This is a genomic window from Pedobacter sp. AC163 (assembly GCF_979258665.1).
On the sequence record NZ_OZ409872.1, the window covers coordinates 4780777 to 4803684 of the forward strand.

At 36.5% G+C, this 22908-nt stretch carries 22 protein-coding genes; 8 read left to right on the forward strand and 14 right to left on the reverse strand.

The features are described 5' to 3' along the window. Positions 1 to 316 precede the first annotated feature (316 nt). Entirely contained in the window at positions 317 to 1024 is a 708-nt protein-coding gene (locus ACZZZK_RS20645) for a hypothetical protein (protein WP_463485773.1), read from the forward strand. Between the two features lie 428 nt (positions 1025 to 1452). Here the strand turns inward: ACZZZK_RS20645 and ACZZZK_RS20650 are convergent, their stop codons facing one another. Then, positions 1453 to 2652, reverse strand: coding sequence for a pyridoxal phosphate-dependent aminotransferase (locus ACZZZK_RS20650; RefSeq protein WP_463485774.1), 1200 nt, complete (start codon positions 2650 to 2652; stop codon positions 1453 to 1455). A 62-nt stretch (positions 2653 to 2714) separates the two neighbouring features. Continuing rightward, positions 2715 to 3107 carry a DUF1573 domain-containing protein gene (locus tag ACZZZK_RS20655; RefSeq protein WP_056850381.1) on the reverse strand — a complete coding sequence of 131 codons (393 nt, stop codon included), beginning with the start codon at positions 3105 to 3107 and terminating at the stop codon, positions 2715 to 2717. A 166-nt stretch (positions 3108 to 3273) separates the two neighbouring features. On the opposite strand from ACZZZK_RS20655, the gene ACZZZK_RS20660 reads away from it, so the two are divergent. Further along, on the forward strand, positions 3274 to 5697 hold the full coding sequence (locus ACZZZK_RS20660) for an alpha-ketoacid dehydrogenase subunit alpha/beta (RefSeq protein ID WP_463485775.1): 2424 nt from the start codon (positions 3274 to 3276) through the stop codon (positions 5695 to 5697). Positions 5698 to 5985: 288 nt separating this feature from the next. Continuing rightward, positions 5986 to 8250: a tetratricopeptide repeat-containing sensor histidine kinase gene (locus ACZZZK_RS20665; protein WP_463485776.1), complete on the forward strand. Its 2265-nt coding sequence runs from the start codon at positions 5986 to 5988 to the stop codon at positions 8248 to 8250. 59 nt (positions 8251 to 8309) lie between these two features. Here ACZZZK_RS20665 and ACZZZK_RS20670 read toward each other — a convergent pair whose 3' ends face one another. The 9 genes from ACZZZK_RS20670 to ACZZZK_RS20710 all read right to left on the reverse strand — a co-directional run bounded on the left by ACZZZK_RS20670 (position 8310) and on the right by ACZZZK_RS20710 (position 17633). Continuing rightward, entirely contained in the window at positions 8310 to 9062 is a 753-nt protein-coding gene (locus tag ACZZZK_RS20670; protein WP_463485777.1) for a LytR/AlgR family response regulator transcription factor, read from the reverse strand. Between the two features lie 122 nt (positions 9063 to 9184). Continuing rightward, positions 9185 to 9796, reverse strand: a complete 612-nt coding sequence (locus ACZZZK_RS20675) for a DUF1684 domain-containing protein (protein WP_463485778.1) — start codon at positions 9794 to 9796, stop codon at positions 9185 to 9187. Between the two features lie 146 nt (positions 9797 to 9942). Then, on the reverse strand, positions 9943 to 11040 hold the full coding sequence (gene aroC / locus ACZZZK_RS20680) for a chorismate synthase (RefSeq protein WP_463485779.1): 1098 nt from the start codon (positions 11038 to 11040) through the stop codon (positions 9943 to 9945). Positions 11041 to 11141: 101 nt separating this feature from the next. Continuing rightward, positions 11142 to 12410 carry a 3-phosphoshikimate 1-carboxyvinyltransferase gene (gene aroA / locus ACZZZK_RS20685; RefSeq protein ID WP_463485780.1) on the reverse strand — a complete coding sequence of 423 codons (1269 nt, stop codon included), beginning with the start codon at positions 12408 to 12410 and terminating at the stop codon, positions 11142 to 11144. A gap of 259 nt (positions 12411 to 12669) precedes the next feature. Then, positions 12670 to 13809 carry a chorismate mutase gene (locus tag ACZZZK_RS20690; protein WP_463485781.1) on the reverse strand — a complete coding sequence of 380 codons (1140 nt, stop codon included), beginning with the start codon at positions 13807 to 13809 and terminating at the stop codon, positions 12670 to 12672. 106 nt (positions 13810 to 13915) lie between these two features. Next, positions 13916 to 14749, reverse strand: coding sequence for a prephenate dehydratase (locus ACZZZK_RS20695; RefSeq protein ID WP_463485782.1), 834 nt, complete (start codon positions 14747 to 14749; stop codon positions 13916 to 13918). Positions 14750 to 15416: 667 nt separating this feature from the next. Continuing rightward, positions 15417 to 16367 (reverse strand): sterol desaturase family protein, encoded by a 951-nt coding sequence (locus ACZZZK_RS20700; protein ID WP_463485783.1) that lies wholly within the window; start codon positions 16365 to 16367, stop codon positions 15417 to 15419. Position 16368: 1 nt separating this feature from the next. Further along, entirely contained in the window at positions 16369 to 17427 is a 1059-nt protein-coding gene (aroB, locus tag ACZZZK_RS20705; protein ID WP_463485784.1) for a 3-dehydroquinate synthase, read from the reverse strand. Then, positions 17427 to 17633 carry an RNA-binding S4 domain-containing protein gene (locus ACZZZK_RS20710; RefSeq protein ID WP_056850370.1) on the reverse strand — a complete coding sequence of 69 codons (207 nt, stop codon included), beginning with the start codon at positions 17631 to 17633 and terminating at the stop codon, positions 17427 to 17429. Before ACZZZK_RS20710 ends, aroB begins: the two co-directional genes overlap by 1 nt. Before the next feature lie 92 nt (positions 17634 to 17725). Between ACZZZK_RS20710 and ACZZZK_RS20715 the strand changes: the two genes are divergently transcribed. Continuing rightward, complete coding sequence (locus ACZZZK_RS20715; RefSeq protein ID WP_463485785.1) at positions 17726 to 18913, forward strand: proline dehydrogenase family protein; 1188 nt, start codon at positions 17726 to 17728, stop codon at positions 18911 to 18913. Positions 18914 to 19185: 272 nt separating this feature from the next. Here the strand turns inward: ACZZZK_RS20715 and ACZZZK_RS20720 are convergent, their stop codons facing one another. From ACZZZK_RS20720 to ACZZZK_RS20730, 3 genes are all read right to left on the reverse strand, one after another. Then, positions 19186 to 19506, reverse strand: a complete 321-nt coding sequence (locus tag ACZZZK_RS20720) for an Mpo1-like protein (protein WP_463485786.1) — start codon at positions 19504 to 19506, stop codon at positions 19186 to 19188. A gap of 7 nt (positions 19507 to 19513) precedes the next feature. Continuing rightward, complete coding sequence (locus ACZZZK_RS20725) at positions 19514 to 20149, reverse strand: HAD family hydrolase (protein ID WP_463485787.1); 636 nt, start codon at positions 20147 to 20149, stop codon at positions 19514 to 19516. Positions 20150 to 20230: 81 nt separating this feature from the next. Then, positions 20231 to 20413 carry a hypothetical protein gene (locus ACZZZK_RS20730; RefSeq protein WP_463485788.1) on the reverse strand — a complete coding sequence of 61 codons (183 nt, stop codon included), beginning with the start codon at positions 20411 to 20413 and terminating at the stop codon, positions 20231 to 20233. Positions 20414 to 20612: 199 nt separating this feature from the next. On the opposite strand from ACZZZK_RS20730, the gene ACZZZK_RS20735 reads away from it, so the two are divergent. The 4 genes from ACZZZK_RS20735 to ACZZZK_RS20750 all read left to right on the forward strand — a co-directional run bounded on the left by ACZZZK_RS20735 (position 20613) and on the right by ACZZZK_RS20750 (position 22696). After that, positions 20613 to 20822: a cold shock domain-containing protein gene (locus ACZZZK_RS20735; RefSeq protein ID WP_463485789.1), complete on the forward strand. Its 210-nt coding sequence runs from the start codon at positions 20613 to 20615 to the stop codon at positions 20820 to 20822. Positions 20823 to 21231: 409 nt separating this feature from the next. Next, positions 21232 to 21417, forward strand: coding sequence for a cold-shock protein (locus ACZZZK_RS20740; RefSeq protein WP_463485790.1), 186 nt, complete (start codon positions 21232 to 21234; stop codon positions 21415 to 21417). Between the two features lie 3 nt (positions 21418 to 21420). After that, a complete protein-coding gene (locus tag ACZZZK_RS20745) occupies positions 21421 to 21618 on the forward strand; it encodes a cold-shock protein (protein ID WP_056850364.1) in 198 nt (65 codons plus the stop codon). Between the two features lie 301 nt (positions 21619 to 21919). After that, complete coding sequence (locus tag ACZZZK_RS20750) at positions 21920 to 22696, forward strand: helix-turn-helix domain-containing protein (RefSeq protein ID WP_463485791.1); 777 nt, start codon at positions 21920 to 21922, stop codon at positions 22694 to 22696. Positions 22697 to 22908: the final 212 nt, after the last annotated feature.

A 22908-nucleotide genomic window follows, 5' to 3' on the forward strand; every position in this document is an offset into this window, starting at 1 on the left:
GAGGGCTTATACTTATGGAGTATAGAAGTTATTGAATAAAAAGGGAGATTAACTACATGATCAGGTGGTTTCAGGGTTTGTAAATGAAGCTTGGCATTGGAAGTATATAGTGTGATAGCCTATAGTGTCCAGGGATTAATTGATATTAGCTATTTATGATTTGTATTGATTTAAATGCACACGCGACACGCGTGCGCCAGCGAGGGGATTAATTGATATTAGCTATTTATGATTTGTATTGATTTAAATGCACACGCGACACGCGTGCGCCAGCGAGGGGGGATTTAGGCCCATTTATTCCATTTAAATAAAATATATGAGTACAACTATAAAATATACAAATCTATCAGGAGTGCAAATGACGGCTCTGCAAGCTCAAAATATTCAAGACTATCATAATAAAGAATATTATGCGGATACTGAATTAAGAATGTCTGAATTTTTTGATCGGTCTGGGGAGTTGATAGAAAGAACTTACTATTTAAGACAAAATGAGGATTTAGCAAATGCAGTTGTTGATTTTGCAGATCAACATGTTAACATCGGATTTTATTTCAACAAACAATTAATAAATGGTTATACAATATGGGATATTGAATCTTATGTTAATACCACAAAAACTTATAAAGCCAAAGAAGTTTTGAACAGTACTGGGAAAACAATTTCTTATCAAACAATAGACATTAATTCTAATGAAATTATTGATACTAGAAAATATTTCTATTTGGAGGATTTGGGCTCTTTTTTTTCAAGTGCCCCACCAATTCCGGATAATGGTAGATTCGATTTTCATTATAACTTTTCTGGAATAGAACCGGGAGGAGTTTTTGTTGCCATTAATTTAATGTTGTATATGGATGTAGGAGGGGGGGGCTTTTATATCGATACCGATGAGAATATTTTTTTAGAAGATGCTGAACTAGCCGCTGTATTTAATTGGGCAGATCATACTTATTATCATAACGCATTGCCATTGATACCTAATACATTACCTCGCTGGCGCACGCGTACCTCGTGTGAATAAAAATGGAAATACCATGAGCCGTAAATACGAATTCTATAATGAAGAGGGTTTATACTTATGGAATATAGAAGTTGTTGAACAAAAGAGATTAATCTACATGAAAATTCTGTTGTTTCAGGATTTGTAAATGGAGCTTGGCACTGGAAGTATATAGTGTAATAGCCTCTCGTGGCCAGGGAGAAATTGATATTAGCTATTTATGATTGGTATTGAGATTTTAAATGCACACGCGACACGCGTGCGACAGCGAGGGGAATATACTGGCTCCACAAAAAAGAGGTTGTATCATAGACGGAAGATGTCATCCTGAGCCTGTCGAAGGACTCGTTAAAATTGGTTTAAGTAGCGTTTCGATAAACTCAACGTGACAATATCCAGGGAGAAATTAATTTATGATACAACCCCTTTTTAGTTTACAAAAAATTCTATTATATTTTCCTTCCGGGATATTGTTGTAGCGCAACTTCCAAACAGTCCATCGCTGTATTTAAATCAGCAGTGTTTAACACGTAGGCCATACGGACTTCATTTTTACCGGAACCGGGTGTAGAATAAAAGCCAGTAGCTGGCGCCATCATCACGGTTTGGTTTTCATAACTGAAATCTTCTAAAATCCACTGACAAAATTTGTCGGCATCATCAATCGGAAATTTTGCAACCACATAAAATGCACCCCCTGGATTAGGGCAAAAAACACCTTCAATATTATTTAAACGGTTAACTAAGGTATCTCTACGTAAAGTATATTCAGTATTTACTTTTTCAAAATAACTATCAGGCGTATCAACAGCTGCTGCACCAGCAATCTGTTCAACCATACCCGGACTTAATCTTGCTTGCGCAAACTTCAATCCCGAAGCAATAACATCTTTGTTTTTAGTAATTAAACAGCCTAACCGAGCACCGCAAGCGCTATAACGTTTCGACACGGTATCCATAATCACCACATTTTCATCTAATCCATCCAAGTGCATTGGCGAGATAAATTCCCGGCCATCATAGCAAAATTCGCGGTAAGCTTCGTCAGAGAATAAAAACAAATCATATTTTACACACAATGTTTTTAAAGCTTCTAATTCTTCCCTCGAATATAAATAGCCTGTTGGATTGTTAGGATTACAAATGATAATCGCCTTAGTCTTCTCTGTGATTAGCTTCTCAAATTCGGCAATTGGGGGCAATGCAAAACCATTTTCGATATATGATAAAATTGGTTTTACAACCACATTACTCATGCAGGCAAAACCATTGTAATTTGCATAAAAGGGTTCAGGAATAATGATTTCATCGCCCTCGTTAACGCAAGTTTGCATGGCTATGGTAATGGCTTCTGAGCCACCAACAGTTACCAAGATATTTTCTGGCTTAATATTGTAGCCTAGCTTATTATAATATTCGGTTAATTTTAAACGATAAGCCAATGTACCTTCTGAGGGGGTATATGCCCAAACATTAAAATCGATGTTTTTTATAGCATTTAACATTCCTTCAGGCGTTTCGATATCTGGCTGGCCTATATTGAGGTGAAAAACTTTTTTCCCATCCTGTTTTGCTCTATCTGCGAATGGAGTTAATTTTCTGATTGGCGAAGCAGGCATCTGCAGGCCTTTTTGTGAAATTTTTGGCATGGCACAAAAATAAAAAAGTCCCGATGAAAATCGGGACTTTTAACTATAATTTAAATTAAATATTATTTCGATGTAGCTGCAACAGTTTCACCTTTAATATAAAGCACTTTAATAGGTGTTTTAGCATTTGAAGAAATGGTTACTGCTTTTGAAAACGGTGATGGACCTGCAGCTGCATTAAAAGTAACTGAGATTACACCTGATTCACCTTTTTTAATAGGTGTAGTTGTATATTTTGGAACTGTGCAACCACAGCTTGCTTCTGCTTTTGAAATAATTAACGGTTCTTCACCAACGTTTGTGTATTTGAAATCAAATGTAACAGGCTTATTTAAAGCAATTTTTCCGAAATCGTGAGTTTCAGATTCAAATTTAAATTCAGCTGGTTTAGCCTGCGCATTTGCCGCGATACCAAAACCTAAAACAAAAGCGAATAATACTAAGATCTTTTTCATGTTATGTTGAAATTATTTTTCAATTTTTATTAAAACAAATTTAATGTTTTCAGTTTAAAACAAAAACTATTCCAATTATATTTTCCCCTCCCATATATAATTTTACAATTCAAGATAAAGGCAAACTTTTAATTTTGTATATATTTGCCGCAACCAATATTTGATTATGATGCAGAATGAAAAATTTATAACCAACTCTATTGACCGTTCCGAATTAAGTTTTAACGATTTTAAAAGTATCGTTATTAATGATTATAAAATCGCCTTTGAAAGCAGACAAGCTAGTATTTTAGGGCGTAGGGAAGTGTTAACAGGGAAGGCTAAATTTGGCATTTTTGGCGATGGTAAAGAAGTGCCGCAGGTGGCAATGGCTAAAGCTTTTAAAAACGGCGATTGGCGTTCTGGGTATTACCGCGATCAAACATTTGCGTTTGCTACGGGTATATCTACCATCAAGCAATTCTTTGCCCAGTTATACGCAAATCCAACTGATGGGGCAGATCCATTTTCTGGCGGAAGACAAATGAATTGTCACTTTGCTACCAAATCTATCAATGAAGATGGAAGCTGGAATGATTTAACTCAAATAAAAAATTGCTCATCTGATATTTCTCCAACTGGCGGTCAAATGGCCCGACTGGTAGGTTTGGCTTATGCGTCTAAACTTTTTAGAAACAACAAAGAGCTTGACTATCTTAAAAATTTCTCTGTAAATGGAAATGAGGTGGCTTTTGGTACAATAGGCAATGCCTCAACATCAGAAGGTGTGTTCTTTGAAGCCATAAATGCTGCAGGAGTATTACAAATTCCTATGGCTATTTCAATTTGGGATGACGCTTATGGCATTTCAGTTCCGGCTAAATACCAAACTACAAAGGAAGATATCTCTGAAGTTTTAAAAGGTTTTCAAAGAGATGCACAACAACCTGGTTACGAAATTTTTAAAGTAAAGGGATGGGATTATCCGGCTTTATGCGAAGTTTACGAGAAAGCTATTGCCGTTTGTAGAGAGGAGCACGTACCTGTTTTAATCCATGTTACCGAGCTTACGCAGCCACAAGGACATTCTACATCTGGTTCTCATGAAAGATACAAATCCAAAGATCGATTGACTTGGGAAAATGAGCATGATTGCATATTAAAAATGCGTGAATGGATGCTTGATTCGGCTGTGGCATCGGAAGAAGAAATTTCGGAAATAGAAAAAAATGCAAAAATATTCGTTCGCAATGCACAAAAAGAAGCATGGAACGAATTTTTGGATAGTATAAAACCAGAGCAAAAAAAGGTTGTCGACCTTGTAAATGGAATGGTTAAACACCAACCAGAATTGGCAAAAATCGCCGCTCAATTGGCGGCAACGGCAGATGCGCAGCGCCGAGAAGTGTTTACTTCTGCCAGAAAGGCTATTCGCTTATCAACAAAGTTTCCATCAACAGAAAGAGATGAACTGCTAAAATGGTATAAGGCGCAAGAGGTCTTGAATCAGGAGAGATACAATTCCAAACTCCATACAGATGGTAAAGAAAGTCCCGACCAAATTGAAATCATAAATCCAGTTTACGACGATCAATCTAAAATGGTTGATGGCAGGGAAGTGCTGAATGCTTGTTTTAATGAAAATTTTGCTCGCGATCAGCGATTGGTTGCGTTTGGGGAAGATTTAGGAAACATTGGTGATGTAAATCAAGGTTTTGCCGGCTTACAAGCCAAGTATGGTGAATTGAGAATTACTGACACCGGTATTCGCGAAATGACTATCATGGGACAGGGGATAGGCTTGGCCATGAGGGGATTAAAACCGATTGCCGAAATTCAATACCTGGATTATTTAATATTTGCACTGAATGTTTTAAGTGATGATTTAGCATCATTATCTTACCGAACAAAAGGAATTCAAAAAGCACCAGTAATTGTACGTACCCGTGGACATCGTTTAGAAGGAGTTTGGCATTCGGGTTCGCCAATAAGTATGCTGCTAGGTTCTTTAAGAGGAATGCATTTGTGTGTTCCTCGTAACATGACTCAGGCTGCGGGGATGTATAACACGCTTTTCAGGGCTGATGAACCGGCAGTGGTTATCGAGTGCCTTAATGGTTATCGCTTAAAAGAAAACCTGCCCAATAATGTGGGCGAATTTACCATTCCGCTTGGCATTGCCGAAGTTTTAGAAGAAGGAACAGATATCACCGTAATCTCCTACGGTTCATCCTTAAGATTGGTTCAGGAAGCGGCAGAAGAATTGGCAACGATGGGTATCTCGGTCGAAATCATTGATCCACAAACATTATTGCCTTTTGATAAAACCAATATTTGTGCAAGCTCATTAGCGAAAACAAACAAGTTATTAATTGTAGATGAGGACGTGCCAGGTGGTGCATCAGCTTATATTTTACAGAAGATATTGGAGGGTCAGAAAGGGTATTTTAGCCTGGATGGCCAACCTAAGACATTGACGGCAAAGGCTCATAGGCCGCCATTTGGGTCAGATGGAGATTATTTTAGTAAACCTTCGGTTGATGATATTATTGAAACCATATATGAGATGATGCATGATGCCAATCCATCAAAATATCCTTCGATCTACTAACTTTCTGTTAAAAAAAATGTAATATCCCAAGATTCGGAAGGCAATTATAGAATATTATTGATAAATCGGTTACTTTTGTAATAAAACAGTTATATTACGTAGTTAAAAGTCTATCATCCCTATACTATGCTTCCTATTTTTCAACTGCGCATCAGTGATGCTATAAATTCTTCCTACACTTATCTTTCTTAAGGTATCAATATTTTGAGGAAGTTAACAACATATTCCAGCGGGAGGCGATTTTGTACGCCTACAGATAGCAAGCTTTTGCTATTTACGCTGTTCACTTTGACACTCTTGTTTCCGTTATTTTCAATAGGGCAAACTGCAGATCAGTACAAAAGGTTGGATAGCTTACTGGCTAAAAATCAGAATTATAATCAGTTCGACAGCACTAAAGTTAAAATACTTACTGAAGTATATCGACAATACATGCGCATGAAAGATGTAGATCGCATGGAAGATTATGCCGATCGTACGATACAGCTGGCACAGCAATTAAAACTTAGAAAGTTTGTTGCCATTACCTATTATCGAAGAGGTTTGTTTTATCATGGTCGAGCCAATTATGGCAAAGCTGAAACAAATTATCTTTCCGCGATAGGTGAATATAATCAGCTCAAAAATTTAGATATGATTGCGGGTACCTATTTAAACTTAGGAGCCATGTATGCCGGGATACCAGATTACGCCAAATCACTCGAGGTAAACCAAAAAGCGATAGCCATTTATGAAAAAATGGGCAACGAATCAGATATGGCGAGCTGTTACACCAACATCGCCAGTATCTATCAGAATCTTGGAAAAGCCAGTCAATCGCTAATTTATCTTCAAATGGCCCTTAAGGTTTTTATGAAAGATGATGAAAGTGTGAGAGGTGTTTCTGTGGTTTATAATTTAATGGGTTCTGCCTATTTCGATGCTTCCAAGGAGGAATTAAACAAGATGGGCAACACAGATAAAGAGCGTTTGCAAATTGCTCTTTTCAACTTTGAAAAATCTCTGGCCCTCGCCGAATCATTAAAGGATAATGGACTAATCGCATCAAATAAACGCAATATCGGCAACGTTTACAACGAAATGGGTGAAAATGATCTGGCCTTAAAATCTTATCAAAAAGCTATTCAAATAAGTCAGGTTGGTGACGATAAGAGTATGCATGCAGAGTGTCTATATGCGCTAGGCCACTTTTACCGCAAGCAGAAAGATTTTGATAATGCAATAGTGCTTTATTCGAGCAGCTTCGCGATAGCGAAAGAAAATAATTTTTTAGAGACAAAGAAGAACGCGGCGCTAGGTTTAAGTGATGTTTATGAAGTTTTGAATAATTACGATGAATCTTTGGCATTTTATAAGGAATATGTTTTAGTAAGGGATCAAATTTTTAACAGGGAAAAGGAACGGGAAATTACCCGTAGGCAAATGCAGATCGATTTCGGATTTAAAGAAAAGGACTATCAATTTAAACAAAAGATAACGGACATTGAGCTACAAAAACAGGTTTTATTAGCCAGGCAGCAGCAACAAGAGCTATTTTTAAGAAAACAGCAATTGATTTTGAGTGATAAGGAAAAAACACTACAGCGCTTTACCTTTTTGAAGAAACAAGCTGATCTGGAGATGGATCGGCAATTGCAAAAGAACAAGTTTGAAAGAGCAAAGCTGCAATCAAAGTATGAAACTTCGCTACGCGATAAACAAATAATCAAGCAGGAACAGCAAATCAATTTTGATTGGCGGGTAAAAATATTTCTTACAGCTGCAATTACGCTGGTGCTTCTGACTGCATTTCTTATCTTTTTAAATCAAAGGAAGACCACTCGGTTAAATATTATAATTAATACCCAAAAAAGGCAGTTAGAACAATTAAATAGAGTAAAAGATCGGATATTCAGTGTGGTGAGTCATGATATGCGAACACCTATAAATTCACTCATATCATTTATACAACTCCTGGAAGGTGGAAATATCGAACAAGAGAAATTAACAAAATATGCTTCATCTTTAAAAAATAACTTAAGTTATACTTCAACGATGATGGAAAATTTATTGAATTGGGCAGCCAGCCAAATGCAAGGCTTTAATCCACATTTGGAGGTGCTCAAACTTCAAGAGTTAGTGGTTGACGTGATAAAATCAATGCAAGATCATGCTCAGCAAAAAAATATTTCCATAACAAATCATATAAACGAGCAAGTAGAGTGTAAAGCAGATGCAAATATGCTGGCGCTCGTCATCCGGAACCTTCTAACAAATGCGGTTAAATTTACACCTCAAGGTGGTGAAATTACATTGAGTTCAATATCAAATGCGAATAATATTGAAATAAAAGTTGCCGATAGTGGTGTTGGACTAAGTTCTGGCCAAATCAATCATTTCAACAAATCAGAGTATTTGGCGACTGGTGAAAGTAGTTTAGGCACCAACAATGAGAAGGGGACTGGGCTGGGATTAATGCTCTGCCGAACATTTATAACCTTAATGGAAGGCCAAATAAGGGTAGAGCCAAATGAGGGCAGAGGAACTACATTTACAATAACCTTACCTAAATAATTATATTGGCTGCTAGTTAAATCTTAACTTCTTTCTGCTCACCAGAAGGAATCAGCAACTTATTTAGTAAATCTGGATAGTATCTTCTTATCTATTGAATTTTCCATCAATTCTTGTCTATTTGCCGAACTGATTGGAACTACAAAATTGAAATCTAAATGAACCTCATGGTTAGTTAATGTGGCAATATGGTTTATATTGATAATATATTGCTTGTGCACACGTGCGAAAATTTCTTTCGGAAGCTGTTTTTCCAGATTTTTTAAGCTAACCAAGATGATGTGTTTATCGCTGCTGGTAAACAGTTTGGAAAAGTCTCCCATACTTTCGATATAGATTACATCATCATATTTTAGCTTGCTTATGCCTTTGGTTTCCTTAAAATAAAAGAAATCTTTTTGATCATTTTTAGATTGGCTATGATCGGTTCCATCATTAATAAATTGCTTTTTTAACTCAAGGTATTCGATTGCTTTGTTTGTGGCTTTTAAAACTCTTTCAAATGTGGCTGGTTTCACTACAAAATCAATCGCATCTAAATCGTAGCTTTCTACCGCATATTCGCTATGCGAGGTAATGAAAATAAATAAGGGCTTTTGTTTAATAATCTTTAACAGGGCGGTTCCAGAGAGATCAGGCATGTCAATGTCAGAGAACACAATGTCGATATCAGTATTGGATAATATGCTAGCTGCTTCAATAGCGTTTGTACAAACCTTTACGATTTCTAATGATGGAATTTTTTTGAGGTGCATTTCGAGCGCATCTCGCTCAATTTCATTATCGTCAACGATAATACATTTATACAACATTGTTGGATTTATTAAATTTATAATAGTACAGGCTTAACACCGTATTGTTTTAAATATACTTCAAAATAATGTCGATTGATATAAAAATTTTTTAATAACCCTATTCGTTATTATTACTAATCTTATTTCTTATGTTTCTTTTCTCCTGTAAATTTTTTTTCTCCTGCTTTTATGGCTAATTCCAGATTATTTTCTTCTGGAGGGACCGGGCAGCGATAACCATCGCTGTAAGCACAATAAGGATTGTACGCTTTATTAAAGTCTACTTCTATCTTGTTATCGCTAATTTCTTTCGAACTCAGGTCGATATATCGGCCGCCACCGTAAGTTTCTACATTATTCGTTTCGTCGGTAAAGGGCAGAAAGAGTAAATCCTTATAAGCTGGGTTACTGGCCAAAGCAATGCTTTTATATAAAGTCATCGTTATGGCTTTACCATTTAAATTGAAATTAATTTTTGCATAGCGATAAAATTCCTTGCTCGTTCCATCGTATGTCGGCATTTTGAAAACCTTCTCATTTTTTAGAATCTCCACATCGGCTGAAATTTTATAACTGCTGTCTGCATCATAAAAGTGAAGATTTTGCAAATCGTTTTCTTTTAAGGGGGAATTGGATTCTTTTATAAAATCTTGTTTATATTTTTCGCGGTGTGTGCTAATTTGCTCCGAATAGGATTGAGCGAAAGAGTTTAAACCAAAGAAAAGAAATAAGATAGGAAGGAGTTTTATCATGATCTATCGTCAATATATGTTGTCAGTCTGAGCTTGTCGAAGACTTTTTAAGTGCTTTCAGGTTGAGTGTTAAGAAAGGAAGAAATCCTGGAATCAAGTTTATTATCCAAAGATTTCTCCACTGCGTTCGAAATGACGGCTTAAATCTAGATCACACTAACTTTATTTCTCAAAAACTGGTCTGCCAATACTAATGCTGCCATGGCTTCAACAATTACAACCGCTCTTGGTACCACACAAGGATCGTGGCGACCTTTGCCTTTAATTTCAGAAACCTCACCGGCTGCATTTATGGTTTGCTGATTGTGCATAATGGTAGCAACAGGTTTAAAAGCCACTTTGAAAGTAATATCCATTCCGTTGGAAATACCTCCCAGAATGCCACCAGCGAAATTTGTAGTCGTTTTAAATACTTTTGAATCAGCGGCTTTTGCTTGAGGAATATCGTTGTGTTGAGAGCCTCTTAATTCACTTCCGGCGAAGCCAGATCCATATTCGAAACCATGTACGGCATTGATGCTTAACATCGCTTTGCCTAAATCGGCATGTAGCTTGTCAAAAACAGGTTCACCTAAACCAGCCGGACAACCTTTAATCACACAGCCTATTTTACCACCAACGGTGTCACCATCTTTTCTAACGGAGTCGATAAATTCAATCATTTCATGAGCCGTAGCCGGATCTGCACAACGAACGATGTTTTCTTCCCGAATCTTAAGCAAAGCTGATAAATCGTTGCTTTCTAAATTTGGAGCCTCTATGGTTCCAACTGAAGTTACATGGGCGAAAATTTCGATCCCTTGTTGCTTTAAAAACAATTTAGCAATTGCACCTGCAGCAACTCGGGCAGCAGTTTCACGGGCTGATGAACGTCCTCCACCACGATGGTCGCGGATGCCATATTTTGCATCATACACATAATCTGCATGGCTCGGACGATAAACATCAACATTATGGCCATAATCTTTCGACCGTTGATCTTCATTTGGAATTAACAAAGCAATCGGCGTTCCTGTACTTTTCCCTTCGAAAATACCTGATAGAATTTGAACGGTATCACTTTCTTTTCTTTGCGTAGTAATTTTCGATTGACCTGGCCTGCGTTTATCCAGTTCAGATTGGATAAAATCCATGTCGATATCCAATTGCGCCGGGCAGCCATCAATAATTACCCCAATAGCAACGCCATGAGATTCGCCAAAGGTGGTAATGCGAAATAGTTGTCCGAATGAGTTGCCTGCCATTTTGTAAGTATAAAGTAGTTAGTATTTAGTCGTTAGGTTGATCTTTCTTAGTAAAAATGATTTTAAGTTGCGATTTTTGCATCCAGTCTTGATACTTTATACTAAATACTTTTAACTAAAAATCCAGCTTTTTTCAAATCCTCCCAAAAATAAGGATAAGATTTTTCTACAACTTGCATTTCTTCAATTTCTACTTCATCAATCAACAATGCAAGAGGTGCAAAAGCCATCGCCATTCTATGGTCTTCATAAGTTGCAATAGTAATCTTATTAGGAAAATGAAGTTCGTCGGTATTAAGTGTGTAAACCAGGTTGTTTTCAGTAAGCGTAACACCGATTTTAGCAAGCTCATTTTGTAATGCCGCAATGCGATCAGTTTCCTTAATCTTTAAGGTTTCCAAACCTGTAAACGACATATTTTTGCCTAAGGCTGCTGCGATGACAATAATCGTTTGCGCTAAATCAGGGCAGGTTTTTAAATCTAGAACCTGCGTTGTTTCCAACGATAAGCCTAAGTTGCTGATGGAAATTCCCTTTTCAGTTTTATCGGTAGCAATCCCGAAAATTTTCATTATTTTCTGAATTTGACTATCGCCCTGTAAACTTTTTTCTTTTAGGGCAGGCAAATCGATTTTAGCTTCATCAGCCAAAGCCGCAATGCTATACCAATAAGAGGCTGCACTCCAGTCTGGTTCAACAACCAATGTTCCTGGTTTAAATGATTGTGGTTTTATCGTAATAGAATTGCCATTCCAGGAGTGCTCAATACCAACTTCAGCCAACATATCCAAGGTCATATCAACATATGGCTTCGAAGTAAGTTCACCTTCTATTTCCAAAGTTAAACCCTGAGGCAGAATAGGAGCAATCATCAATAAAGCCGAAATATATTGGCTACTGATATCACCTTTAATCTTTACCTCTGCTGTCTTTTGATTCAAAGGACCAACAATGTTTAATGGCGGAAAGCCGTCGTTTTCTGCATAGGAAATATCCGCCCCTAAAGTTTTCAAAGCTTCTGCTAAGATTCCAATTGGGCGTTGTTTCATACGCTCGGTTCCGGTTAATAAAAAGTTTCCATTCTTGGCAGAAAGATAAGCCGAAAGAAAACGCATCGCTGTTCCCGCAGGACCAACATCTACTGTTTTAGATTCCTGGATTTCTACTTCTAACTCTTCTTCAAGATTATTAAGGATACCATTAAGTGTTACTGTATCAGCTGCGTTTGATAAGTTTTCTACCTTAACCAATTTTTTGCTTAAAGCGCTTATAATCAAGGCTCTGTTGCATTCGCTTTTCGAGCCTGTTAACTGGATTTCCGTATTAATATTCTTGGTTCCCTTAAAAGAAACTAAGGCATTTCTAGACATTTTATTCTGGTTTTATTCTCGATGCGTTATTTTTTTTGCTTGTCATGTTGAGCCCGTCGAAACACTATTAAAAGTTCTTCGACAAGCTCAGAATGACACTTCTTAAATACAACATCATTGTATTTTGTAATTGTAATTATGAGGATAAATGAATTCTAATGTTTTGAGCATTAAGATTGCTTCGTGCCTCGCAATGACGGATTGTAGAGGAATTAACGGTTAAGTATTTAGTTTTAACCTTTAAACCTAAGCCTCTACCTTATTTCGAAACTTCAGTATGTTGCTCAGCAGCGATTCCTTTTGCAGCTTTGCCAGCATTCATGATTTCAGTTTGTTTACGGATTGATTCACCGTGCATCAATTCTAAAAATTTCTCTGTAAAGTTTAAATCTAATTTCAAAGCCTTTGCAAAAGCATGACCTTTTTTAATGATGGCATCCCAACGGTTAACCTGTAAGATAGTTACTTGATTATCGCGTTTGTATTCACCAATTTTCTCTACAATAGCCATACGTTCAGCTAGTTTTTGCAATAGGATGTCATCAATTTTGTCGATGTTTTTACGCAGATCGGCAAGTTTATCAGCGAAAGCTTCATTTGGTGCTTCTGGCTCCCGAACAGTTAAACGATCAACCAATTCAGATAATGCTGCTGGCGTAACTTGTTGTTTAGCATCTGTCCAGGCTACTGATGGATCAACATGCGACTCAATCATCAAGCCTTGCATATCCAAATCCAACGCTTTTTGTGAGATGTATGGGATTAATTCACGGTTCCCGCAAATGTGACTTGGATCATTGATGATCGGTAAATCCGGGCATAAAGTTTTTAATTGAATAGCCAGTTCCCACATTGGTTCGTTACGAAAAGAACTTTTTTCGAATGAAGAGAAACCACGGTGGATTGCTCCAATTTTGGTAATGCCAGCTCCGTTAATTCGCTCGATAGCACCAATCCATAGTTGTAAATCAGGGTTTACCGGATTTTTAATTAACACCGGAACATCGTGACCTTTCAAAGCATCGGCAATTTCCTGAACCGTGAAAGGATTTACTGTAGAACGTGCTCCAATCCAAAGAATATCAACACCAGCTGCCAAAGCTTCTTCAACGTGTTTTGCATTGGCAACTTCAACAGCGGTTGGTAAACCTGTTTCGGCTTTAGCACGTTTCAACCACTCTAAACCAATGCTTCCAATACCTTCAAATTCTCCCGGGCGTGTACGTGGTTTCCAGATACCAGCTCTTAAAACGGATACTTTGCCAGTTGCAGCCAACAAGTGTGCTGTGGTGAGTAATTGTTCTTCAGTTTCTGCACTGCATGGTCCCGAGATGATTAATGGTTCGTTGTTAACGTTTAACCAAGTGTTTAATGGCTGGATGTTTAAATTAAGTTTCATGATTTATGGGTTGTTTTTTAGTCCGGATTCTGAAGTCCGAAGATATATTTTGATAGTTTTTTAATTTTTTTTAATCGTAATTCGTAAATCTAAAATCGTTACTCTTCTACACTTTATCGTTTTTTTGATATTCGCCTAGAATATTAAAGTTTGAAGTATATTTTAATACTTTCCGAACTGCTTTGTCGTATTTTTCAGTGCTGGGCCATTCTAAATCAACGTAAAAATAGTATTCGTTTCTTTTCCCCAACACCGGCATAGATTGTATTTTTGTTAAGCTTACCTCTTGTTCTGCAAAGATGTTTAATACGGTTGCCAATGAGCCAGCTTTGTGGCCAACCTGAAAACAGATAGATGCTTTGTTTATTTTTTTGCCCTCATCGGTTTTGTCTTTCTTAAGAATCAGAAAACGGGTATAATTTTTTTTGTTTGATTCAACCCTTCGTTCTAAAATATTAAGGCCATATAACTCTGCTGCTAAACTATTTGCAATAGCCATTGTATCTGTTAATTTCTCCTCCTGGATACGTTTTGCGCAAGCTGCGGTGTCATTACTTTCAACGATTTTAATGTGTGGATAATCGTAAAAGAAATCAATGCATTGGCGGATGGCGATAGGGTGTGAAGTGACGATTTTAATATCTTCGAATTTTACCCCAGGCAAGGCCATTAAATGTAATTGGATAGGCAAATAAACTTCCCCAACTACTGAGAAGCCATAATCTCTGATTAAAGTGTAGTTTGGTAAAAGACTGCCAGCAATTGAGTTTTCGATAGCCATCACTACGAAGTCGGCATCATTTTTCTCTAATTTATCACAAGTTTCTTTAAAGGAATTGCATTCTACCGTTTCAATGTTTTTACCAAAGAACTTGTAGGCTGCTTCTTCATGAAAAGATGCTTTAATACCTTGAATTGCTACTCGTTTTGTCGTTTCCATTTTTGCGTAAAACAAAAAAGTCCCGGCTGTTTGCCGGGACTTTTTTATACATTTTAATATTGTTATCTATCATTTTGCATATTAGCCCCGGCTCTTACTAAAATAGTAAAAGTAACCAAAGTAATATGTGTTGAATAATTTCATTTTCGTTTTTGAATGAGCCAAATGTAATAACAAAATTTAATTTGTCAATAGGAAAGTTAAAATATTTTCAATAAAATTTAATTTCTTTTGATTTAGACTGTTTTAGAGATGGGTATGAAATCGTTGATTCTGGGATTTTAATTGTAGTCGCCGTTACTTGAAAGCAACGGTAAGATATAAGTTGTTTGGAAAATACTCAGTTCGGGATCGGTAATTGTTGCCATGCTGAGAGTATTTTTGGCTGTTGATTATCGAAATAAAAGGATTTTACTTCGATTACAATATAAAATTTGCTTGTAATCTTTTACATTGCAGCAACCCTGAATGTTCTGTCATTCTGAGGCACGAAGAATCTGCAACCTATGAAACAGATACCTGCGGAACACTGACTTTTGTCGTGCTAAGAATGATAAGTTTTTTAAACAATTGAACAACAGCACTCAATAAGCCAAAAGTACCGAGCATTCATTTCCAAAATCTCCTTAAACAAAAAACGATCTGTCAAATACAGATCGTTAGAATATTATCCTGTTGAACTTAGCGTTCGCTGTTTTTCATCAAAACCTTTAACATTATTGGTTGCTAATGCTTCGGCTTCGTGTAATTCTTGCTGCATAATCTTCGCAATCTTCGTGCTTCCATCGTGGCTCCAACCTGGAGGATTAAAAATATATTTTACCTTATCCATAAAAGTAGGAGCCTTTTTAACATCAGCAGAAAGGGCAATAAGCTCATGGAAAATAATATTAACGGGGCCAGTATCTGTTGGCTGAGTGGTTAAGCCATATTTGATTTTATCTTCAGGCAATTCGGCTTGGAAAGTGCCAAACATTCTGTCCCAAAGGATTAAAACCATTCCCATGTTTTTATCCAGGTAGCGCACATTACTGGCATGATGCACGCGGTGATGCGATGGCGTTACAAAAATGTATTCATACCATTTGGGGAAATTAATTTTATACTGCGTGTGAACCAGGTTTCCGTAAATCTGCGTTACCAGATAAGCGAAAAGGATATCCATTGCTGTAAAGCCCATAAATGCCAACGGCAAATAGAAGAATACCCTATAAAGCGGCTCAAAAACGGTAGACCTGAAACCTGTAGTTAAATTAAAATGCTCTGACGAATGATGCGTAACATGCATTGCCCAAAAGAAGCGGACATAATGGCCAACGGTATGCAGAAACCAATAAAGAAAATCCTGTGCCAAAATAAGGACTAACCAATAGATCCAAATATTAGAGATTTCAAAAAGACGGAACTGATAGCAATATTCCAACAGGAAAAATGTTGCGGTTTTCATGCCGAGGTTAATCACCACGGCAACAATCATCAGATAGATATTTGTCCAGGTATCGCGTTTGGTGTATAGCTTTTTATCGTGAGCGTAGCTGAAATACATCTCCACCAGGGTGAGTACAATCACAAAGCCAAACAAACCTCCAACCGATACGTCGCTTCCGGTAAACTTCATTTTATAAACTATTATAGTACGCTAAACTGCTTAAGATATCGGCTGTGCTTACACGGCAGTTGAACGTGCATTTGCCTGTTGTTTCTAAAAGGGAGAATAAAATATTTCCATCCTCGTTCTTTTTGTCGCTTTTCATTAATTCTAAAAGCGTTTCGAAACTTTCATTTTTAATCTCATATTTAGGATATAACGATAAAATATAATCGCTGATATCTTTCAATTCTTCCTTTGCTAACCCGATGTTTTTAACAGATAAAGCGGCCTCACAAACGAAACCAATAGCAATTGCTTCCCCATGAGTTAAAGGATTTTCGTCATTAGCCAGTGAATAGCTTTCTACGGCATGCCCGATAGTATGGCCGAAATTCAGGATCTTCCGCAGATTTTTTTCGTGTGGATCAATCGTTACCACTTCGTTTTTAATTTCAACTGACCGATAGATATCTTCGGCAGATGGTGTTAAATAATCGGTGGTTTTTAATTTCTCGTAATAAGGTTTGTCGTAGATTAAACCGTGTTTTATCATTTCGGCAAAGCCAGATAGCAATTCGCGTTTGGGCAGGGTTTTTAAAAATTCGGTTTCGATAAAAACCATTTGAGGTAGGGTGAAGGTACCTACCATGTTTTTTACATTGTCGATATCAATACCGGTTTTACCACCAACGGAGGCATCAACCTGCGAAAGTAGGGTAGTGGGAACGTTGATGAAATCAATGCCGCGTTTGTAGGTTGAGGCAATAAAACCACCCATGTCCGTAATTACGCCACCACCCAGATTTATCATCAAACTTTTACGGTCGGCTTCAAAATCCAAAAGCGTTTTCCAAATCCCAATGCAGAAATCGATGTTTTTGTTTTCTTCTCCTGCAGAAGTTTCAATCAAGTCGAACTCTGCGAAATCATCCATCATCGACTGAAAAACGGGCAAACAAATTTCGCTGGTATGTTCATCAGCAAGAATAAAAACCTTGCTGTATTTATTGCTTTCAAGAAGTGTTTTTAAGGCATCTAAATTACTTTCGAAGTAAAGCGAATGACCTGCGCTAGTTAAAGTTTCCATTATATTACCTCAATTTTATCTTGTTCAAAAGAGATGATATCGCCAACTCTCACTTTGTAGCGCTTGCGAAATTCTACTTCACCGTTGCATTTTACCAGACCATCCATCACAGCCGCCTGAGCGTCGCCACCAGTACCAACTAATCCAGTCGCTTTTAACAATTGGATAAGTGGAATAAATTCGCCTTCTAATTTGAATTGTATCATTTTGCTGCAAAAATACGATTATTTCGAGGTTTTACGTTCGTAGAATGGATGCTTTTTATAATTTTGCATCTATCTGACTTATTATATAACAAATGATTGAATCATCACCCAATAAACAACCCAATTTCGACAATACAGAAGTAGCCTTTCGTCAAAAAAGCAATGCCGAACTAAAAAAAGCGTTTTGGTTGTTTAAAATGATTGGGAGCAACTTTCTAACTAAAGTAGGCCCACCAATCACTAATTTCTTTCTCAATATCGGTTTACCTATCCAAGGTGCCATTAAGGCCACTATTTTTCAACAGTTTTGTGGAGGAGAAACCATTGCCGAATGCGATAAAGCCATTGGACAATTGGCGAAGGGTGGTGTTGGAACGATCCTGGATTATTCGGTTGAAGGTGAGGAAGAAGAGGTGGTTTTTGATGAAACATGCCAGGAAATTATTCGTACTATCTTGCGTGCTGATGGCGATAAAAATATCCCGATAACGGTTTTCAAAATTACAGGAATTGGTCGCTTTGCTTTGTTAGAGAAATTAGATGCGAAACAGGCTTTAACTGCAGATGAAAATGCAGAATTCGACAAGGTGAAATTACGTTGTGAAATGATTTGTCGCACCGCTTTTGATAAAGGCGTGCCGGTAATGATTGATGCAGAGGAAACCTGGATTCAGAATACGATTGATGAATTAGCGCTGGATATGATGCGTAAATTTAATAAGGAGCGCATAATTGTTTACAATACTTACCAAATGTACCGCCATGATAAACTAGCAGATATGAAGGCAGATCACTTGATTGCTAAAGCTGCTGGCTTCATTTTGGGGGTAAAAATGGTTCGTGGTGCCTACATGGAAAAAGAACGAAAACGTGCTGCAGAGATGGGTTATCCTTCTCCAATTCAGCCAGATAAAGCTTCTTCAGATAGAGATTACAATGAGTCTTTACGTTATTGTATAGATCATATTGAGGAAATTGCCATCGTTTGCGGAACGCATAATGAGGATAGCAGTCGGCTATTAACTTATCTTTTAGATGAGAAGAAGATAGCGCATAATCATCACCATGTTTATTTTGCACAGCTTTTAGGGATGAGTGATAACTTGAGTTTTAATCTTGCCGATGCCAACTATAATGTAGCAAAATACGTCCCTTACGGACCGATAAAAGCAGTGATGCCCTATTTATTTAGAAGGGCGCAGGAAAATACTTCTGTTGCCGGACAAACGGGTAGGGAATTAGGTTTAATAGAAAGGGAATTGAAGAGGAGAAAGCTTTAATTGTTTTTCGAGGATGCCTTTGATGATTTGGAAATGAGCGTTCTGTAGTTTTTCGGAAAATTCAGTCCCGCTTTTTGCTTCAATCTTTTTGTTATTGTCAGCCTAAGTTTGTTGAAGATGTGCACCAAAAAGTATTTACGCTGCAATCGGGTTTAAAGACCTTAAGTTAGTTTAATAATCGGCAATTATCCATTTTTTCGTGTATTCTGTGTTTCCGTGGCAACCGTTTGGCTATGGATAAGATCCTCGATGAAATTGAGAAGAGGACTCTACTATTTCTTCGCCACAAATCCCTGTTTTCCTGTTAGCAAATCATAAAAAAGAATAAAATCACTTGCTAAACTATAACCTGGATATTGGAATGTAGCAGGTTTGTTTTTCTCGAAAAATAAATGCCCCACCCAGGCAAAGCCATAACCCAAAACCGGCATTGCTAAGAAGAAACGCCAATCGTGGAATAAAAAGCCTGTAAAAAACGCCAGCACTACTAGGCCAGTTCCAACAAAATGAAGTATTCTGGATGTTGTGTTGCTATGTTCACTTAAATAGTAAGGATAAAATTCTTTAAGTGATTTGAATTTCTGTTCTATCATTTTTCAATTACAAAATGCCATTTTTCCTCAAGAAATCCTCAAGTTGAGCGGGTTTTTCGGTCATCAACAGGGTGTTTAATCCCACCTTTTTCGCACCTTCAATATGTTGAGGACTGTCGTCGATAAATAAAGTCTCGGTTGGATCCAAACTATTTTCTTTCAAAACCTGTTCGAAAATGTTTGTATTTGGCTTGCGCAATTTCATGTGTTGAGAAAAGTAAGCTTTCTCAAAATAGTCATCGTAATTATTTAGTTCAAAAGTAGTTTTTAAGTAATTGATGATCCAATCGTAATGAATTTCATTATTATTACTTAATAAAAATGTACGGTATTTCTTCTTTACCTCTAATAATAAAGCATGGTTTTCCTGGATTGTTCCTACTAATAAACTATTCCAGGCTTCATCAATTTGTGCATCGGTTAGGTCTGGTTTATTTGCAGCATTTCTGATACCGGCTCTAAACTCGGCTGGAGAAATTGCGCCTGTTTCAAAATCATCAAATAATTGATTGTGTGCTTTATGCGCAAAGAAATTTTCAATATCAGTTATGCCAAGCTTTTGAAACGAAGCTTGAGCGATTTTAAAATCAATGTCGAAAATTACGTTGCCGTAATCAAAAATGATGTTTTTAATATTTTGCATGAGTAGTTAAACTTTTTGCAAATATCTCCAAATATTTAATAATGTAGGCAGAAAACTGAAAAACACTGTTTCTATTCGAAATTATTTAATAACTAGAATCGTTCCATCATCTTTGATTTTATAATAGTATTGTTTCTCTTTTTTTCGATTAAGTATTTCAATTTGTTCAACTTCACCTTTTTTTCCAGTATCATCTTTAATCAGATCTCCTTCTTTAACATCATCAAGCACTTTCGATGACGTTTTTTTATTTACATTTTTCATGATAGGAACATTTTTTTGTTATATAGTATTAAACATTTCTTAACGATTATAAGTTTTTTTAGGTGCCAAAGCTTGTTTTCTTTACGTAATCAACTCTTAATCATTTAATATCGATTATTTACGATTGCATATCTACTACACCGCATTCATTAATTCTCATTTAATAGTTTTGTTAAACAAACGCTCAATTAACTAAACTATGAACGGTGTAATTACAGCTTACAACAAGCAGAGAGGTTTTGGCTTAATCTCCCAGGAATTAGTAATACAAAGTATCTATTTTGATATCGTAGATTGTAAAGCAAAAGGTCTCTTCATTGGGAGCGCTGTAGAATTCGACCTTGCTATAACTAAAAAAGGAACAGTTGCCAAAAACATTATGGGCGTTTCGAAAAAGATTGGAGTATAAACAAGTTATGGACATTCCATGAGGGATGGCTAAACTCTTCCACCAATTGATGATTTTATAAAAACCAAAACTATAGGTTGTATTTAACATAAATCATTTCAATGTCATCGAAAATGTTGTAGCTTACATAAATGGACGACAAATTGAACTTTATCTTAGGCCTTGTATTTATTTTGAGCGGAATTTCTGTGTTTTGGGTAATTTTTGCAAGTAAGAAAATATAGCTAAACCAGCCATAAATATCACACACTTAAAAGATTGAAATCATCATAAGCCTGCAAAATTCTGATGTTAGCCAGCTAAACTTCTGATTTAGCAGGTTTCTCTATTTAATTCCCTTTCCAATCTATTATGTTTTTCAAACTTTATCTATTTTGATATGTTTATTAATCTAAAACGTTCAAAATAAATGCAAGGCACAGTTAAATTTTACAATGAATCAAAGGGTTTTGGTTTCATTAAAGCTGAAAACGGAGAAGAAATCTTCGTTCACATTACTGGATTGGTTGATAAAATCAACCAAGATGATCAGGTAGAGTTCGAGGTCACTCAAGGAAAAAAAGGGTTAAATGCTGTTAACGTTAAATTAATTTAAGTGATGCGGTTAGGAACAGTAAAATTTTATGATGATGAAAAGGGATTCGGCTTAATAACGCCTTCAAACGGTGGGAAAGATTTGGTTGTTTCTGCTCAAGGATTGGTTGATAAAATTAAAACAAAAAATATTGTGGTTTTTGATTTGAATTTTTCGAATAGCAATGTTGAGGTGATCAAAGTTTCAGTTTTAAAATCTTAAGTCATCATCTATTAATAATATTTAAAAAGCGAACTAATACTAGTTTGCTTTTTTTTTGGAGTAAAATTTGGCGTCCGGATGCATTGACATGCTATATAGCTTGCGTTTAAAATGAAAGACCATTTGGTAAACAGGCATCGCTAACTCTTATATGGATTGCGGTTTAAAAGATATATTCTGAAAATTTACTGAATGGCGAAGACGATAAAATTATAAAAACTTAATATATTGTAACCTAATATCTAAATCACTGTCTCATATACAATGCGAACGAAATCCTTTAAAAAAGCTTAATACCTCTATGATACAGCTGGAGGTTATCACCGGACATTACAAAAGTGAAATGGCGTTGCCAGCCAATTTCCCAATGAGAATATTGGTTGTAAAAGAGGCTCGCGGATGTTTGCGCATGAATTCTGGAGATTATGATCTGTTAAATGGAAGAATATTTTTTATTCCTGAGGAAGGTTTAGTTCGGTTGGATGGAGAAGTAATAACAGGCTATTGGTTAACTTTTAGTAGTGTTTTATATGCCGAATTCCTCCTTCAACACCTCGATCCGTTAGCAAAAAATCTTTTTCTTAAACTCTCATACCAGGATTTAGATGAGAACGGTTCGAAAAAGACTTTTAGTTTGCTCAAACAACTTCAAAAAGAGATTGATGCGCAAAAAGATGCTGCATACCTTTCACAATATTTGTCGTTATTTTTAGGTTACACCGCAAATTTAGATGGCTATCTGGCTGCACTAAGTTTAGATGAACTTCAACAAGTTTTACGCTTTAGGGCAATTTTAGAGCAATTTTATAAGCAAGAACGTTCTATTAAATTTTACGCGGAAGGCATGGGGATAAGTCCAAGGAGACTGAATTTATTTTTGGACCATGTTTTAGGCAAAAGTCTATCAGCACTGATTAAAGATAGAATAATGAGAGAGGCAGAAGAACTTCTGTTACATTCTGATTATTCGGTAGATGAAATTGCAGCTATTTTAGGTTTTGAAAGAACTTCTAACTTTACAACAAACTTTAGAAGATACAAGGGTATTTCGGTAAATCAATTTACGCTTCAGGAATAAAAAATTAATGCTGCTGTTAAGAAATAGATCTATTTAGATTTAATTTCTTGCAAGAAACAGGTTTTATTACCTCACCACATATCTTGCCTCGGCGCCATACGCGTAAAGTAGTCTGGCTGTTTCTATTCAGCCGCATTAATTTAAAGCTAAATTAAAAATTCTATTCTAAAAAGAAGAAATTTTAATTCAAATTAAATGTCAATAATGAGCTA